Genomic DNA, 18,832 nt, shown 5'->3' on the forward strand with positions numbered 1-18,832 from the left:
GATTTTAGTTTTTGAATTTTTTGAATAATAGATAAGCGATTCCGAAAAGTCCTAATGAACAAAGAACTAAGAGAATAAATCAACTAGCACTTAGTCCATCGCCTTTTTGTTTATCATCAGGAGAATTTTTATTTTCGTTATTTGCATTTCCCTCTTCAGGGATTTTAGGTGTGTTATTGTTGTTAGAATTGTTATTTGAATTTGAATTATTTTTAACAAGATCTAAAGCACTAAAAATAACATTTGTAGCATCTTTTTTAAGAATTTTGTTTAATTTCGAAGTATCTTCAGGAGTAATTTGATCATGATCTTTATTTACAATTTCAAAGTAATTGTTTCGGTCCAAACTGTCTTTAAAATCAGCAAATGCTCAAGGTTTAATTTGTTGAATTTTACCTAAAGCGACTTCAAAAGTGTTTTTATCTTTATTTAATAAAGCATCAACTAATTCAATTTCTGCGTATGCAAGTTCACTGATTAATTTATCTTGTTTTTTAATTAATTCATATACAGCTTGCATATCTGGACTAGCAATTTCATATTCGTTAACTTCTTTAATTGCTGTAATTAATTTTTCTCTAATTTTTGGAAATTCTTCAGATTTTGCATTTGAATCATCAAATTCATTTAATGCTGCCTTAATTTTATTTAAGTCTTTAATTGCGTTTCCGATTTTCACATAATCCAGATTTGAGATTCCTGAACGGTCAATTTTATCTAAAATATAATTGATGTCATCATCTCATAAACGAGTGTTGATTAGTGGATTTGTTAATTTTTCAATCAACTCATCTAATTCAGTAATCATTTTTTCTTTTTCTTCGAACTCACTAACGTGGTTGAATGTTTTATTTCTAATTTGGTTGACTAAATCAGTTTTATCTTGATCACTTAAATTATTTTGTTTATTAATTAAGTCGATTAAATCTTGTTTTTTCTCATTAATACGGTTTGCTTGTTCATTAATTTCGACAGCCGCTTCGATGTTTTCGCTTTCAGTTACTAAATCTTTATAGTAATCTTTTTCTGAATCTGATAAATTAGGTAATTCGTCAATTCGATCTTTAACATCTTCTTTACTATTTTCGATAATATCTAATGATTGTGTGATTTTTTTGATTGCTTCTTCAATTTCATCTAGTGAATAGTTGTTTTGGTTATTCAAGATTTCTTTAGCATGTTCGATCGCTTCATCATATGCTTTTTGTTTTTCAGCGTTAACGTCAAGATATTTTGAACTTTTACGTACTTTTTCAGCATCTTCAACTAATGAATTTAATTTACTAATTCTTGCATCACGCTTATCGTCTCCATTTAAAGCTTTATAAGCTTCGTGCAATAAATTATATAAATCAAAAACCTCAGATTCAGACAAATTCGAACCATTTCGTTTATCTAAAAGTAAGGTTGCTCTACGATATGCATTGGCAAAGTTTTCTTGTAACTTAGTATCAGCATCAAGATATTTATGCTCTTGTAACGGATTGATGTTGTTGTCTTTCTCAATTGTTTTTTCAACATAATCAAATAATTGATGCATCTGAGAGTTAGTTTTACGTGCTTCTTGAATAATTTCATTAACTGAATTAATATTATTTGCGATTGAATCACTTGAATTAATTCGACTTGCAAAATCATTCATTTGAGCATCATTTAGATAAATCATTTGATACAACTCATTTGCAGCAGTAGTTTGAGCTTGATTTAAGTTGTTTTGCGATTCAGATCTAAGTGCATCAATTGCTTCTTTGGTTTGATTAATTAATTTGTAAATTTGATTATTAATTAAGGAAACATCTTCTAAATTGTAATATTCTTCATTCGCTGTATTATCTTCAATAAAACCACGATTGATTACAATTTGATCATCTAAACCTTTTTGTGTAACTGGAGTTGCATTCTTGTATTCTGCTCCATTTGTAGTTTCGATTGCTTTGTTTTGAATTGCAATTAACTCTTGCATTTTAGTTGACAATGCATCGACTAATTGGTCGATTTGCTTTAATTTTTCTTTATCAGTTGCATTATTAATTAATTCATTAATTTTCTCTTTTAAAGCATCTGAAAGATTTTCATCGTTTGTAACTTTATTGATCAAATCTTCGCGTTGGTCCACACTTCCGTCTAACGCTTCACGTGAAGCTTTTAACTGTTGAGTTACTTGTGCAGCTACTTCAGCATCAATACGACGTTCAGATTCTGCTTTAGCATTTGCATAAGCTGTATCAAAATCGGATTTTTTGTCTACACTTGCATTTAAGTATTTACCAGAGATTTGAATTTTTTGAGATTTTTGCAATTCATCTTGCAATTCTTTCATTAATGAATCCAACTCTTTAGCACTACCTTCATTATTAGATTCATAATCTACAATTGCTTTAATTCCGTCAAGACTATTTTTTGCATTAATTTGAGCAACTAAATAATCTTTTTGCAATGCATTTAAGTGGATAAAATCACTTGAATTTCGAATTTGATCGATCGCTTTAGTCTTAGCAGCGTCTAAATTGCTAATTCCATCTAAAGCTTCGATTGCACTTGTTAATTCATCTACTAATGCTTTAACTTTATTTAAGTCGTCATTTAAACTTTCTAATTGATCTTGTGTTTTGGCAAATGCTCGATCAAAAGCTACTTTAGCATCAGGTTTGGCTTGTTCATAATTTTGGTTACCAGGCACTTTAATTTTTTGAGCAACTTGAATTAATGAACGTAATTTTTGCATTTGATCATTAACTAAATCGACATTTTGTTTCGGATTGTCACCAATTTTGATAATCGAATGAACCTCTTCATCGCTAGTTGCATTATCAATTTGAGATAAAGTGTCTTGTTTTTGTGTTTGATTAAGATAAATTAATGAATCTAAAGCGGCTTTAGCTTGATTTTTTAAGTCATTTAGTGCTTTGTTACCAATTACTTTATCATAAGCATCTTTTAATGAATCATATAACTCTTTAACTTTGTCGACACTAAATTCTTCTTTTGCATTTTTAGCATTTTCTAATGCTTGATTTAATTGATCTTTAAGATTTTGGTCTGCTTGATTGTAATCTTGTGAGTTTTTAGCTGTTTCACTTTTATCTGCTAAATCATTGATTTTGTGCATTAAATCATCAAGCTGTGTCGCTTCGTCTAATAATTTATCTAACTCTTGATTTTTAACTTGACTTGATTTTTGATCTTCACTAGCTGAAATTACTTGATTAATTTCCTTTTTTAAGTGTTCTTTTTGTTTGTCACTTAAATCTGTTGAATTATTAACCATTTCTAAAGATTTAAAGTATTTGTATAAAGTTTCAACTTTTGCAATACTTTTATCAATATCTGGTTCTCAGAAGTTTGATTTGAGAGCTTTTTTAATTTCGCTAATCGATTCTTTAAATGGTTCGGTGTATTTTGGATCGTAACTATTAAAGTAATTACTATTTTGGAATTTGTCCGCATCCTTAACAATTGCTCATAATTTTTCCATTTTTTGGTCAATGGTTTTAATTTTTCCATTATTGTCATTATTGACGTCAATTAATTCGTGAATTTGATTAATATCATTTGAACGTTTAATCATATTTTGGAATGTTGAACGTTGTCACACATTAATGTTTTTAAAATCAGCAACCGCTTTATAAGCTTTAATTCTTTCAAGTTTAAATTCATCAATAGAATACTCAACATCGAAAACTAAACGAGTTGGATCATTTGGATCAATTTTAGCAACTTGTTTAATTTTTCAAAAATCATCCTCAAAATCACCGAATTTTGGTCTTAATTGTCATTGAGCAAAAAGATTAGTTTCACCATCACTTCAAAATTCTTTTAATTTGCCCAAATCTAAAGAATTGTAAGTACGCGAGTATCATTCCTGTGCCTTTTCACGTGCTGCTTGGTATTTTAATCCAAGTGTCCCACCGGGGATAACTTTGGTAGTTGTCCCAGTGGAGTCACTTAAAACTAAGTCATAAGTTAATTTTGGCAATGGATACTCATTTGAACCACTAATGCTTTCCTTAACATCGATTGAATAGTTTTGAGTTTGTGGATTAATATCAGCTGCTTTTCAGTTAAAGCTATAAACGTGTGTGTTACGGTCAAATGTTGTAAATGTAGCCATTACATATGCTAGTCCACCAGCATTGTTATTATCAAACATTAATTTGTTTTTACGAGTTTTGAATGTGATTTTAAATCAGTTTTGATCGGTATAATCATGTATCAGACTTTTTAAACCAGTGTTGTATCTAAAACTAAAGATGGTACCAATGTTATCTTGTAATTTTTTGCTGTGTTGTCAACCTTCTCGTGTATCCATTGAACCCTCAGCCATATCACGCGGTGGATATAAGAAACGATTCCTACGGTGCTCTAAGTTTTCTTCAAGTTCAGTTCTTCAATCTCAACTTCAGTGTGCACGAATTGGTTGATTATCTGGTCCATATCCATTATTTCATGAATAAAACAACTCTTTATAGATTCGGTTAACTGCTCAAGTCGGTTCAAGACGTCAAGGTTTATTTTCTCAAGTGACTAATCAAGAAGTTCAACGATTAAAATCGGTTAATGATGCTTTTCAATCATAACCGTGTTCGTTGGGAATTGGAATATCGGTAATAATATCGTCACGTTTAAATTGTAAATCATAAAAACCATTAGGATCAGGATCGTCAGTATTAGTATTACGATCTTTTGGAGAAATCGGTATTGGAGCATTGAATTCTTTATACACTTCTTCAGATTTAGTACTTTTGTAAATGGTAATTTTCATGCTACCTTCAACCAATTCCAAGCTTTTTGAAATTACAATCCCAAAACGCGGATCGTTACTTCAAATGTTTTTTCCTTGGCTTGGATGCTCATTAACTAAGAAAGTTGGAACACGGTTGAATGTCATTTCTCATTCTTGTTCATCTTCGTATCATTGATCTTGATTTGAAGATTTATAATTTTCTAACTCGTTTTTTAATTTAACAGTTGCAATCGAATAATCCGCAGCACCATATGTGATTGGATCAAATCACTCGTTAAAGTAGTTATTGTCCTTTAAAGTTCCATCTTTAAAATTATATTGATAGTGTCTTGGGTTGCTAAAAGTCATTTTATTTTTATTCACATAATCAATTGAATTTGGTTTGTTCATTTGATCTGCATTTGATGTTGCTGAAAGAGTAATTACTGAAGCTGCTGCAGTAATTAGCCCAATAGAACCTAAAATGAATTTCATCTTTTTCATTTTTTACCTCAATAAAATTTACCTAATTTCTGTGGTATTAATTAATATATATTAATTAATAATAAATACATATTAAATTTTATCGATTTTTACGAATTTGCAAATCTAAACTTCGATTTACCAAATTAGCTGTAATGCTGCTCTATTGGCAAAATTGATAGCCAACCAAAAAGAAAAAAACACAGAAGTTTTGTTTCTGTGTTTAATTAATTTGGTTTATTTTGATTTTTTGTTTTTAGCAATAAGGTAAACAAACGGAATAGTAAGCACACCTCAAATAGCTAATAAAATGTATCATCATACACTTAATTTATCTTTAATCGTCAATCCTTTGATTACTTCATAGTGATTTTGTGCAGCACCGAAAATAACATTTGAAGCATCTTTTTGAGTTAAGTTAGCAAGTTTTTTAATTTCTTCATCAACTAATGCATTGTAATCTTTTATAACTAATTCAAAGTAATTAATTTCATCTAATTCTTTATTAAATTCAGCGTATTTTTGCGGATCAACTAATTTTAATTTATTCATGTTTTGATCAAACATTTGCTTATCTTTTTTCATGATTGCATCAACAAGATTAATTTCTATTTGACCTACTTTTGCGATTTTATCTTGTTGTTCTTTAACTTTATCATAAGCTGCTTGAATCTTAGGATCTTTTAGTTGTGAATGACTTAATAGATTAATCAATTCTTCTAAATAAGATTTTTTAACTGGATATTCTGGAACTGAAATAGTTGAATTTCGATATTGATCTAATGCATCTTGAAGTTGTTTAAGATCTTTAAGAGCTTGTCCAACTTTAGCATAATCTTCATTATTAATTCCAGCTTCTTTGATTTTGTCTAAAATTTGATCAATTTCGGCGTCGCTTAATTTAGTGTTAGTTTCAGGATTTAATAATTTTTCAATTAACTTATCAACTTCAGAGACTTGGTTTTTGACGTTGTTTAATTGACTATCATCTTTAAACTCTGTATTTTTGATTTTGTCAATTAATTGTTCTTTATCTGAATCATTTAAGTGTTCTTGACTTTTAACAAAGTTAATTAAATCTTCTTTTTTCTTATTGTGAGCTTTAGCATCATCTAGTACTTTTTCAGCTTCTGTGTTTGTAGTAGCATCATCAGCTAATTCATTAAAATGTTCTTTTTCGGCATCACTTAAGTTTTCGAGGTTGTTAATTTGATCTTTAACATCGATTTTACTATTCTCTAAATCTTTTTTAGCTTCTTTAATTTGATCAATTGCATTTTGAATTTGATCTAAATTATGTTTGTCAGAGTCTTTAACAATGTCTTTACCGTTTTGAATTGCATTGTCATAATTTTCTTGTTTTTGAGACTCACCATTTTGATAATCTACACTATTGTGAACTTCTTCTTCCTTATCAATTAAATCTTGAAGCTCTTTAATTTTTTCTGTACGTCTTTGATTACCATTTAGAGCTTCGTAATCTTGTTTTAATTTAACTAATAGTTCATCAATTTCACTTGCTGAAAGGTTATTTCCAGTATCTTTATTTAAGTTATAAAGAGCTTTTTCGTAAGATTCTTTGAAATTATCTTTTAATTTTTGATCTGCGTCAATGTAATTATTATCTAAATAAGGATCTGAATCATTACCTTTTTGAACTGTATTTTCGACATATTCGTGTAATTCACGCATTTTGTCGTTTACTAATTTAGCTTGTTTAACAATTTCTTCAATTGAATTTGGCTCACCTTTAATTACTGTTGCATTTTGAATTTCATAAATGAAGTCAGATTTTTGAGCATTATTTAGATAAGTTAAATCATCTAATGAAAGAATTGCATTTGATTGCGCTTGATCTCGATTAGCTTTTGCACTAACATTTAATTGATCAATTGCTTGTTGAGTTTCTTGTTTTAATCTCTCAATTTCATTTAAAATATCATTTACATTTTCGTGATTGTTGTAGTATTCTTCATCATTAGTTGTATCATCTAAAAATGCACTATTTTCATCAATTTGGTTACTTAAATTAGTCTTTTTGTCATCATCAGCATTTTTATAGACGTCACTATTTTTGATTTCTTTTGCTTTTTCTTGTAGCTCTCTTAATTCTTTGGTTTTATCAGATAATTGATCTTTGAAACTTTTAATTTCGTTGATTTTTGCATTATCCTCAGTTTCGTCTAACAAGTCAATTAATTGATCTTTTTCAGCAATAGTAAGATTATTATCTGTTACAACTTCGTGAATAATTTCATCTTTAACACTAACCACACCATTTAATGCAGCAGTATCTTTTTTAAGTTCATCCTTAAGAAGATTTATTTTAGCAATTTCACTGTCAAAATCGATTGTATTATTATTGTTATTGTCGTTTTGTTCATCTCTTTTTGCAGTTGCACCTGCTAATGATTGATCAAATGCATCTTTAAGGTTTTGATCTGCTTTATTGTATTTATTAGTTGGTTTAACAAGTTGAGATTTACCAATTTGAGCTCTTAATTCTTTCATTGCATCATCTAGATTTTTAGCTGGACCGCTAATAACTACTGATCCATCTTCTTGTTCACTTTTGTTAATGATTTCATTAACGTCATGAATTGAATTTTTTGAATCAATGAAATTCTTAATTGCTTCTTTTTGTTTTTGATTCAAGTTTTCAAGATTTGCAACTAAATCTTTAGCTTGATCTTTTGCATTTTTAAGATTTTGTTCACCATTTAATGCTTGTTTGGCAACATCTAGAGCATTAAATTCCTTTACTGCATTAGCAATTTCCGAATCTAAAGAACTTAAAGCATTTTTAGTATGATCAATCGCTTCTTTGAAAGCATCTTGTTTATCTTTATCAGCATGAGTATATTTGATATCGTTACTATTTTTTAAAGTTTCTGATTCTTTAATTAACTCTTTAAGAGCTTTCATTTTGTCATCTAAGTCTTTTGCAGAACCTTCAAGAGTTGTAACTCCATTATCTTCTTTTGATTTGATTATTCTGTCAATTTCATCTTGTGAAGTTGCTTCTTCAATTTTTAATTCAAGCTCATTTTTTTGTTTTTCATTAATATTTTTTAATTGATCTAATAACGAAATCGCTTCATCTTTTTTATCTTTTAAATTATTTTCAGGATTTGCAGTGTTTAAACCATTGTATGCTTCTTTTAAGTTTTTGTATAACTTATTAAGAGTTTCAATGTTTGTTGCTGCATCTTTTTCATTTTTAGCTTTTCGCAATGATTCTTCAAATGTTTTTTTAGAAGCTTCTTCATATGTATCATATGTATCTGTGTCAGCTTTAGCAGCTTCTGATTTTTCAATCATTTTTTGAAGTTTTTTCATTACTGAATCAACTTTTTGAGCATTGGTTAAAGCATCATTAAAGACTGAAAGTTTCTTGTCGTTAGTAGAAGCATCATTTTTCATTGCTTCATTCACTTGATCTATAAAATGAGTTTTTTGAGCAGGTGATAAATTACTTAATTGATTAATTTTTTCTAATGTATCAAAGTAATTTCAAAGAGTTTTAATCTTGTCGATTTCATTTTGAACTGCAGAAGTAGTAACCATCTTACTTTCTTTTGTACGAAAAACATCTTTTAAGACTGCATTGAAAGTATCCTTGTATGTCTGGTCGTAATTGTTAAATGAAGGATTATGTCTTCTAAAGTCAGCTGATTTTTTAAATAAAAGATTTAACTCTTCCATTTTTGAATCAACATCTTTAATTCTTCCGTTATTTTGGTTATCAATATCAATTAATTCTTTTAATTGTTCTTCATTTTGAGTTAATTTAACTAATCTTACAAATTCTTCACGTTGTGCTTTATTTAGATTAATAAAATTAGCTGGATTTTCAACGAATTTTTTAGCTTTAAGTCTCTTAAGTTTAAAATCATTAATTACATATTTAGCATTAAAGATTAAACGGTTTGGATCTTTTGGATCAACTTGAGCATCTGAAATTTCAATATCTCAAATATCTTCTTCAAAATTGCTAATTTCAGTTTTTAATGTTCAAGTAGGGAATACATCAGGATTATCATTAGTTGTTTTGGTAGTTCAAAAATCTCTAGCAGTTTCCAAATCAATTGAACCAAAAGTACGTGAATATCAAGTGTCGACATTTCTTCTTTTTTTATCTACATCTAAATTAATTTCGCTATCAGGAACTTGAACTCCTGCTTGATCTGTTCCTTTAGGTTTAACTAATGTAAATTTAACCGACTCAGGTAATTTATATTCAACGTTTTTTTCACGGTATTCTTTAATGTCGATTGAATAGTTTTGACGTGCAGGATTAACATCAGCTGCTTTTCAGTTAAAACTATAAACATTAACATTTTTATCAAATGTTGTTCAACCGGCCATTACATAAGCTAATCCACCAGTATTTTTATTATCAAACATCAATTGATTTTTACGAGTTTTAAATGTAATTTTAAATCAGTTTTGATCGTTGAAATCTACTGTAGCAGGTTTTGGACCGGTGTTGTAACCAAAACCAAGAATTGTACCTACGTTATCTTGGAATTTTTTACTCATTTGTCAATTATTAGGTCAGCTATTACCTGATTTAACAGTTCCATCAACAATTGATTTAGGTGGATATAAAAACCTATTACCACCTTTTTGATTTATAAGATTTTCAAGTTCACTTCTTCAGTGATCTATAAAGTAAGCTCTAATTGGTTGCGAATCCGCACTAGCACCGTTACGTCAATCAGTTAAAAGATCTGCATACTTAACATTAGGTTGTCAAGTAGGTTCTAATCTTCAAGTACCTTCTCAAGTAACAAGTGAAGATGTCCATCTGTTGTAGCTAGTTAAATAACCCAATCATTCTGAATTATATTTGTTTGGAATCGGAATGTCTTTAACAATATTATTCATCTTAAACTCAAGATCATTAAGATTATTTGTGATTCTTGGAGCTTTTAGTGTTTTATAAACTTCTTCAGATTGAGTGTTTTTATAAACTGTAATTTCTACACTGTCTTCCACAAATTCTAGTGCTTTAGATAATACAATACCAAAGCGTGGTGAAGAGCTTCACATATCAAAATCATATCCCTCGATTTTTAAGAATGGAGCGGTTCGGTTAAACGTAACTTCTCACTCTTGCTCACTTTCGTATCAAAGATCTTGATTTTCTAATTTATTATCTCTTTCACCTTTCATTTTGATGGTTGCAATAGAATAATCTGTATTACCATAAAGAGTTCTATCAAAACCTTGATTAAAGTAATAGTTGCTTTTAAGAGTACCATCTTTGAAGTTGTATTGATAGTGCTGTGGATTTGTAAAAGTCATTTTACTTTTATCAGCAAAAGCAATTGAAAGCGGTATCTCACCAACAACAGAGACGTCATTTAAATCAGTTTCATTAGTTGAAGCCGAAAGCACTAAAGCAGGGGATGCAATAGTGATAATTCCAAATGATCCTAAAACTATTTTCATTTTTTTCATTTTTTACCTCATATCATGAAAATTAATAAAATTCTTATTTAGTTCGAAAATGATCGACATTGTCCAAAAAACTTTCTAAAAAGAGAACTTTTAAACTTTAGTTTAATAAGTTAATAATGCCTATTTAAATTTTAATCTTTTTTTTTTTTTTTTTTGCAGAAGTGAGAGATTTTCACAAATTTTTCTTTAAGCTCCAAAGAAATAAAAAAACAGACTAAATCTTAGTCGAGATCTAATCTGTTTTTAGCTTTATTTAACTATTGTGCAATTCATTTTTGGAATTCTTTTTTTCCAAGTGTTTTAGTTCAAATTACTGTTGAAACAATTGCGACAATTGAAGTAATTAAGTTACCAATTACCATTTTTACACCGTTTGACATTGTTGCATGAATAACGAAGTTATATGGTAATTTTGAGTAATATGCTAATTCTCCTTCAGTTATTTTTCAGTTGAATTGAAGTGCATTTCCAATTCAAGAAGCTGATCCTAGCGAGTTGGCGTATGTTTGACTCATTCCTAATCAGAATCCACCAAATGCTGAAGCAATTGCACCACATAAAATAGGGTATTTAAGTGGTAAGTTAACCCCAAATAATGCTGGTTCAGTAATTCCTAAATTAGCTGAAACTGATGAAGAAACAACTTTTGAAACTTGTTTATCTGACTTATAAGTTAACATCACGATTAACAATCCAAATCCTACCATACCTTGAGCGATATTTGATACGGTTGCAATCGGTGTAATTCAAGTCATCGCTGCACCTTCATTTGTAGTATTAGCAATTAAAATTGTTTCAATTGGTAAAAGACCTTGGTGTAATCCGGTAATAACCAAGAATGGATAAATAAATGCAATAACTGCTCCACCTAATCCAAAGAATGGAAAGTTTGTGTAATGTCAGATTTTGCTAAATAATCATCCAAATCCATCTGAAATGCTACGTCCAATTGGACCTAAAATTCAGAATCCAAAGAAAACAGCCCCGATTACAGTTGCAAGTGGAACACTTAGGATTGCGAATGATTCGTGTGAGAATCTAGTTACTAATTTTTCAATTCAGTATCCTAAGTAAACAATCATTAAGACTGGAATAACTTGAGCTTGGTATCCAATTAACGAGAAGTTAAAGAATCCTCATTCTTTTGGAAATAATGTGTATGCTATATTTTGAACATCTAAGTCTTTTGGACTTACTTTTTCACCTAAATTTGCTAGTGCATAGCTACTTTGTGATCAAGAATTCATTAGTGATGGTGCAACCATAATCGCACCAATTGCAAGACCATAAAATGGATTTCCACCAAATTTTTTCATTGCTGTATAACCAACAAAGACTGGTAAAGATCCTAAAATTCCTCCACCAATAATGTCAAAGAATTTCATTAATCCCTGAACACTGTAGTTATTTGAACCAAGAGCTCCTAAAAAGCTATTTAAGGCTAAAGAAATCCCTCCGGCAATAAAAATTGGAATTAAAGGGATAAAAATTTCAGCAAATGCACGTACTGCTGATCTAGTATTTAAAAATAAGTTATCTTTAAATGAAACACCTTTGTCTCATTTAAAAGTTTTAGTTTTAGTTTCTTGTGCTAAAGAAACGTTGTGAACTTTTTGATATTGTTCAAATACTTTGTTAACTAATCCAGCACCAAAGATAATTTGAACTTCACCATTAGCAATGTTAACACCTTTGGCTAATTGAATTTTTTCCAATTGTTCTTTGTTAACTAGATTTACGTCTTCAACGACTACTCTAAATCTGGTGGCACAGTGATAAACTTTTTTAATGTTTGTTTCACCACCAACACCTTGGTCGATTTGAGAGCTAATCTCTTTTCAATCGTATTTCATAATTTCCTTTCTATAATCGCAAAATATTTTAGCATAATATAAAATATTATGTTTTTGATTCAAATACACAAACAAAGAATAAGTGGAATCATTTTAAAAAGCTTAAATCTATTAATTAAGATTAAAAACCAGATATAATTTATTGCGAAAATTTAAGACAATTAAAAGTAGGTTTTATGTTTAATTCAAAAAAAGAAAAAATTAATTACTATAATCAAGAACTTGAAAAAATGCAAAAATTAGCTAAAAAAGACTATTATGCGAACCGTTTTGCATTTAAAAACACTTCTCAGATCAAAATTAATCAAAAATTAAGAAATGCGAGTCCTTTCTTAAATGCAATCCACCTAAGTCCTTTTGCTGGATTGATGAATGATCCAAATGGATTAATCTATTTTAAAGGTTATTACTACATTTTTTATCAAAACGTACCGCAAATTGCAATGCACAAAACAAAACTTTGAAGTGCGTACCGAACCAAAGATTTTAAAGAATACGAAGATTTAGAAATTTTAATTACTCCAAGTATCGCAGAAGATTTTGACGGAGTTTTTAGTGGTGGAGCAATTAATGTTGATGGTAAATTAGTCGCTTATTATACCGGTAATACTAAAAAATGATTTAATGAAACTGAATTTGAACGCGGATCGGCCACAATTATGTGTGAATTTGACGAAAATAAACTTCAGTTTTTAACTAAAAAAGTGTTGTTTAATGTGGACAAAAACGTCTACACTGGGGACTTTCGCGACCCATTTCCTTATTATGAAGATGGTAACTATTATCTATTCCATGGTGCACAACTAAAAGATGTGAAAAAAGGTGCAATTTCAATTTATTCTTCAAAGCAACATGATTCAAACTTTAAATTACTTGGTACCTTAAAAATTAATAATTTCGCAACACCTGATGCTTATATGTATGAGTGTCCAATCTACTTTAAACTGGATGGTTATGATGTTTTAAGCTTTTCAACCCAGGGACAAAAATATTACTTAAATGATTTTGAAAAGAATGACCACGTTTTATTTTTAATAGGAAAAATGGACTTTCAAAAATGTGAATTTGACACTTATTGAGTACAACATTCAGACTTAGGTTTTGATTTTTATGCTTGTCAAACATTTAATAATACACCAGGGCAAGAAGTGATTTATCAAGGTTGAGCAGCTAAACCGCAAGATTTTGAAATAGCAACATTTAAACATGGATACGCTCACCATTTAAACTTTCCAAGAATTTTATCAATTCAGAATAATCATTTATACCAAAAACCTTATTTAATAGATAATTTGGTCAAAAGTACACAAGAAATTAAAACTGAAAAAATCCTACTTGAACATAAACCTTATTTACTTAAATTAAAGACGCAAAATGACTTTAAAATTAGATTATCAAATGCACAAAATGATGATATTTTATTCGCTTATGAAAATGATGTTTTAGTTGCGGATCGTTCAAATATGTCAATTTTAGAAGCGGTGGACACTGGTTTAATTTACAAAAGAAAAGTCGAAAATATTAATAATTTAGAAATTATTATTGATAACTCATTTATTGAAATTTTTATTAATGATGGTGCTGAAGTTTTTAGTTCAAAATACTTCATTAATGGTCAAAAATATTTAGAAATTGAAAATGCAAAAGGAGAAATTATGGAATTACAGGAATTTAATCAAACTCACAAGAAATCTAAAATTGTAATTCTCCCTGGGGAAGCTTTAATCGACCAGTACAACACAGTTGAGGGGAAACTTAAAAAAGTTGGTGGTGCTCCTTTAAACGTCGCTGGGGCTATTCAATTATTAAATGATAAAACTTACTTTCTAGGGACAATTGGAAACGATGAAAACGGACACATAATCAAAAATTTCTTTGAAACGAATAAATTAAATCAAGAATTTTTAGAACAAATTAACCAAGCTACTACCGTAGCTAATGTTATTTTAGATCCAAATGGTGAACGTAATTTCGAATTCCAAAGAGGGGCAGATGCACATTTAAAATTATCTGAAAATCTAGAATTTGACGTGTTGGTTTTATCATCAGCAACCGCTTTTTTAGGTGGTGAATTATACGAAACTTACCAAAAATTATTAGATAAAGCTAAAAAAACTAACAAAATTGTCTTTTTTGATCCAAATTATCGTGATGCTCTCTATTCAACTCAATTAGATGATTTTAAAGAAAAAACTATTAATTTTATTAATCAATCAGACGTTATTAAATTATCTGATGAAGAATTGGAGTTAGTTTTAGATATTAAATTAGATGAAATTGAAAAATTAAACCAATTTAAGAACAAATTATTCTTAATTACTCTTGGAGAAAAAGGAACATTAGTATTTATCAATAATCAATCAAAAGTTATTCCGACAATTTCTGCAACAGTAGTCGATACTACTGGAGCTGGTGATTCATTTTTTGGATACTTTATTGCTCAATTTATTGAACACAATTTTGATTTTACAAATCTAAAAATTGAAGATTTTGAACACATTGTCTTTAAATCAAATATTTGTGCTTCATTTGTAATTCAAAAACACGGTGCAATTGAATCATTGCCATCAGTTTATGAAATAGAAAGTAAATTTAATGAAGAACTTTTGAAAAAATAAATTCGTCCTTTTTTCATTAATATTTTTCATAATTGGAGTTGCTTTTGGAATTTGATTTTCTGTGATAATTTATTACGCATTAGAATCTGCATTTCCGTGATACGGTTGAATAGTTGTCCCGGCTTGTGTCGGTCTAATCTCCTTTTTATTAGTTTATGGAATTCTGAATTTATTTGGACTACTCAAGAAATATTTTTAAAACTTCTTAAGAAGAAAAAGTACAAGCATATTGCCTGTACTTTTTATATCGAACTTTTTACTTTTTAGTTAACTTTTCTAAATAATGAAAAATCTTATCCCTATAATATTCATATTGCTGCTGTCTTTTTTGTTCTTCAACCGGAAGACCGACATTTAAGTCTTTGCAAATAGACTCAAAATTATCAAGTACTTTGACTATTTTGTTTTGTATTTTAAGTGAAGGTAATGAAATTCTGATGTTTGAAACAACATTGCTCATTAATTTTGCGTTAGCTGTTTCTCTTTTGACATATTTACTCATATTTAATGTTAAAAAGTAATATAGATATTTAATAGAAACAAAATCAACACAAACATCTATTAAACCACAAACATTAGTTATACTAAATTTGCCTTTTCGATAAAAAATAGTTCATGCTTTAGCTCCGTCTGTTGTTCAAGTTAAAAATTCACCATCAAAATCGTATGTATTAATTTTACCAAGCTCTCCGTTATTTTCTGTTTGAGAAGAATAAACAGGAAATAAACCAAAATTTTTTTGAATTTCTTCTTTACTAATGACTCTTCCTCTTTTAATATGAGAAATAAAGTCTAATGGAACATCAACAACAATCTTTTCGAAGATAAATTGAAGTACCTTAATTATTCCGCGGTCTCTCTCTCTCTCTCTCGTTGGCGGGTGTCGCGTCTACTTTACCGGTTTCTAAATATTTAAATATAGCATCACGATAGTATTCGTATTGCTCTTGTCTTTTTTTCTCTTCTGCAGGAAGTCCAATTTTTAAGTCTTTACAGATAGCTTCAAAGTTATCAAGTACTTTGACTATTTTTTCTTGTGTTTTAAGTGAAGGTATTGATACTTTTAATGTTGATAAAGATGTCTTTTTCAATCCTGGTATTCCACTACCTTGAACTAAATCGAATATTTTATTTTGATTAGATTGTAAATAGAAAAATAAAAATCTATTTAAAATTTCATTCGAAATAATTTTTAACGAATAGCAATGAGATCCTTGATAAAAATCTTCATACATTCATTGAACATAACCAGCATTAGATCCACCTTGGCTTATTATAATTGTGTTTTTAGTGTTATTAAATTTTGTGGAATTTCCACTTTTATTTATTCCACCATTCATATAGGGATATAGTCCATTTTCAACAATATCGTTTTTAAAAGGTTGCTTACCTATGTTTATTTGTGCTATTTCACTTAATTTTTTTGTTAAAAAATTAACATCATTTGACAAATTGTTGTTTGACAACAATTTGTCTCTATAAAATTTATATTGCTCGTCCCTCGCCTTCAGCTCCGCCTTCAGCTCCGCTGAATACTCGATAAATTTGTCAAGAATTTCAACTATTTTGTTTTGAATTTCAAGAGGTGGAAGAGGGAATGATAAGGTATTAATTATGTTTGAATTTATATTATTTATTGTTGTAGAATTTAGTGAAAAAGATAAATGATCTTTAAAAATATTAGAATTTAAAACGTAATACAAATATTTATTATTTAATAAGTTACTTTTAGTTCTAATTGCCGCAATAAAACCACCAAAAGGAATATTTAAATCTTCATTTACATAAGCGATTTTCCCTACGTGTGTTTTAGATCCGGAACTTATACACATTAAAATATCATTTTTTAAAGCTTTTTTATTATCTGGTATATTGACGCTTTTGTCAATAAATTTCATATTGTTTAAATCCAGATTATAGTTATTTAATAATATGTTATCAGCTCTTATTATCGGCGTTCCACCAAGATCATTTGTTTCTTCAGATTTTTTATAGGTCAATCCTCTTACAAAAATTGCATAATCTTGAAATTTTACTTTTTCAAAATTATCCATAAATAATCCATCAAATAACTTCATTATTCTTCACCTTCAAGTTCAGCAATGATTTTATCAATTTCGTCACGTAAAACCGCTTGACGTGCAACAATTTCTTTAAGTTCCTCATTAAGCTTTTTAATATCAATAACTTCTCTTGTATCTTCTTTTTCAACGTAAGAATTAACAGAAAGATTGTAATCATTATCTTCAATTTCTTGTCTTGTAGCAACTCTGCAATAATTAATAACATCTTTTTTATCGTTGTAAATTTGTAAAATATCTTCAATATTTTGGTCTGTTAATTTGTTTTTCTTTGTTATTTTGACAAAGAAACTTGATGCATCAATAAATTTAACACTTGAATCAAATCTGTTTTTCTTTAACACCAAAATACATGTTTCAATTCCTGTTCCAAAAAATAAATTATCAGGTAACTTAATAACAGAATCAACATAGTTGTTTTCAACTAAATATTTACGAATTTTTTGTTCAGCACCACCGCGGTACATAATGCCAGGAAAGCAAACAATAGCAGCGGTTCCATCTTCAGATAAATTATAAAGACTATGTAAAATAAAAGCTCAATCAGCTTTTGATTTAGGAGCAAGCACGCCAGGTCCTTGGTAGCGAGGATCATTAATTAATGTTTTATCATCATTTTCGTTTCAACTAATTGAATAAGGTGGATTAGAAACAATAACATCAAAAGGAGCATATTCATCTCCTTGCGGATGAATTAAAGTATCATCACAATAAATTTTGAATTTATCAAATGGAATATCGTGTAAAAACATATTGATCCGACAAAGGTTATATGTCGTAACATTCTTTTCTTGTCCGTAAATTCCATTTTTAATATTTTCAGTACCTAAAAGTTTAACCGCTTGTAAAAGTAATGAACCTGAACCAGCACACATATCATAAATTTTCTTGATTTTACTTTTATCGCCAATAGCTAATTTAACAAGCAATTTACTTACTTCTTGCGGAGTAAAATATTCACCTCCACTTTTACCTGCATTTGAAGCATACATCCCCATCAAGTACTCGTAAGCATCACCAAAAAGGTCGATGGTATTATCTTGTAAATTACCAAGATTCATACTTGCGATACCTTTTAAAAGCGAAGTTAATGTTTTATTTCTTTTAACTACAGTATCACCTAATTTGTTGTTATTGACATCAAAGTCTTGGAATAAACCTTTAAAATCTTCTTCGCTAGCTTTTCCACGTGCTGAATCTTCAATTGAGCGAAAAATTCTCTCAAGTGTTTCATTAAGATTTTCGTCGTTTTCTGCATTTTTTGCAACATTAGTAAAAAGATCAGCTGGTTTAATGAAAAAACCTAAATCATTAGCTATTCCATCAATTGTTTCTTTATCTATTTCTCCTTGATATAAAGCGTAATCAAAATCTTGATCATCTTCTTTGGTTGATTCATTAATTTTATAAGTAATTTTTTCAGATAAAAATCGATAAAACATTCCACCTAGAACATAGTTCTTAAAGTCTCATCCATCAACGCTACCTCTTAGTTTATCAGCTATATTTCAAATTGTTTTTTGTAATTCACTACGTTCTAATTCTTTCTTGTTGTCCATTTTATCCTCTCCAAATTTTCAAATTCATTATAAATAAAACAAGCAATAA

The 18,832-nt window shown here is 29.0% G+C and carries 7 protein-coding genes; 1 reads left to right on the plus strand and 6 read right to left on the minus strand.

The annotated features are described in order from the left end of the window. Positions 1-4: 4 nt before the first annotated feature. The 3 genes from BLA55_RS03605 to BLA55_RS03615 all read right to left on the minus strand — a co-directional run bounded on the left by BLA55_RS03605 (position 5) and on the right by BLA55_RS03615 (position 12,525). A complete protein-coding gene (locus BLA55_RS03605; protein ID WP_073372720.1) occupies positions 5-5,227 on the minus strand; it encodes a GA module-containing protein in 5,223 nt (1,740 codons plus the stop codon). 216 nt (positions 5,228-5,443) lie between these two features. Beyond that, positions 5,444-10,672: a GA module-containing protein gene (locus BLA55_RS03610; RefSeq protein ID WP_073372721.1), complete on the minus strand. Its 5,229-nt coding sequence runs from the start codon at positions 10,670-10,672 to the stop codon at positions 5,444-5,446. Positions 10,673-10,929: 257 nt separating this feature from the next. Continuing rightward, the gene (locus BLA55_RS03615; protein WP_073372722.1) at positions 10,930-12,525 is read right to left on the minus strand and encodes a PTS transporter subunit EIIC; all 1,596 of its coding nucleotides are present in this window, start codon (positions 12,523-12,525) and stop codon (positions 10,930-10,932) included. A 176-nt stretch (positions 12,526-12,701) separates the two neighbouring features. Here BLA55_RS03615 and BLA55_RS04205 point away from each other — a divergent pair, with 176 nt between their 5' ends. Continuing rightward, entirely contained in the window at positions 12,702-15,143 is a 2,442-nt protein-coding gene (locus BLA55_RS04205; protein WP_084107671.1) for a PfkB family carbohydrate kinase, read from the plus strand. Positions 15,144-15,399: 256 nt separating this feature from the next. Here the strand turns inward: BLA55_RS04205 and BLA55_RS04530 are convergent, their stop codons facing one another. Genes BLA55_RS04530 through BLA55_RS03655 form a run of 3 tightly spaced genes read right to left on the minus strand, consistent with a single transcriptional unit; the run spans position 15,400 to position 18,783 of the window. Further along, positions 15,400-15,990, minus strand: coding sequence for a restriction endonuclease subunit S (locus BLA55_RS04530; protein ID WP_084107673.1), 591 nt, complete (start codon positions 15,988-15,990; stop codon positions 15,400-15,402). Further along, positions 15,983-17,221: a restriction endonuclease subunit S gene (locus BLA55_RS03650; protein ID WP_073372724.1), complete on the minus strand. Its 1,239-nt coding sequence runs from the start codon at positions 17,219-17,221 to the stop codon at positions 15,983-15,985. The genes BLA55_RS04530 and BLA55_RS03650 overlap by 8 nt, the downstream gene beginning before the upstream one ends. Next, complete coding sequence (locus BLA55_RS03655) at positions 17,221-18,783, minus strand: type I restriction-modification system subunit M (protein WP_073372725.1); 1,563 nt, start codon at positions 18,781-18,783, stop codon at positions 17,221-17,223. The genes BLA55_RS03650 and BLA55_RS03655 overlap by 1 nt, the downstream gene beginning before the upstream one ends. Positions 18,784-18,832 lie beyond the last annotated feature (49 nt).

Source organism: Mycoplasmopsis pullorum, from assembly GCF_001900245.1.
Classification (GTDB): Bacteria; Bacillota_I; Bacilli_A; order Mycoplasmatales; family Metamycoplasmataceae; genus Mycoplasmopsis; species Mycoplasmopsis pullorum.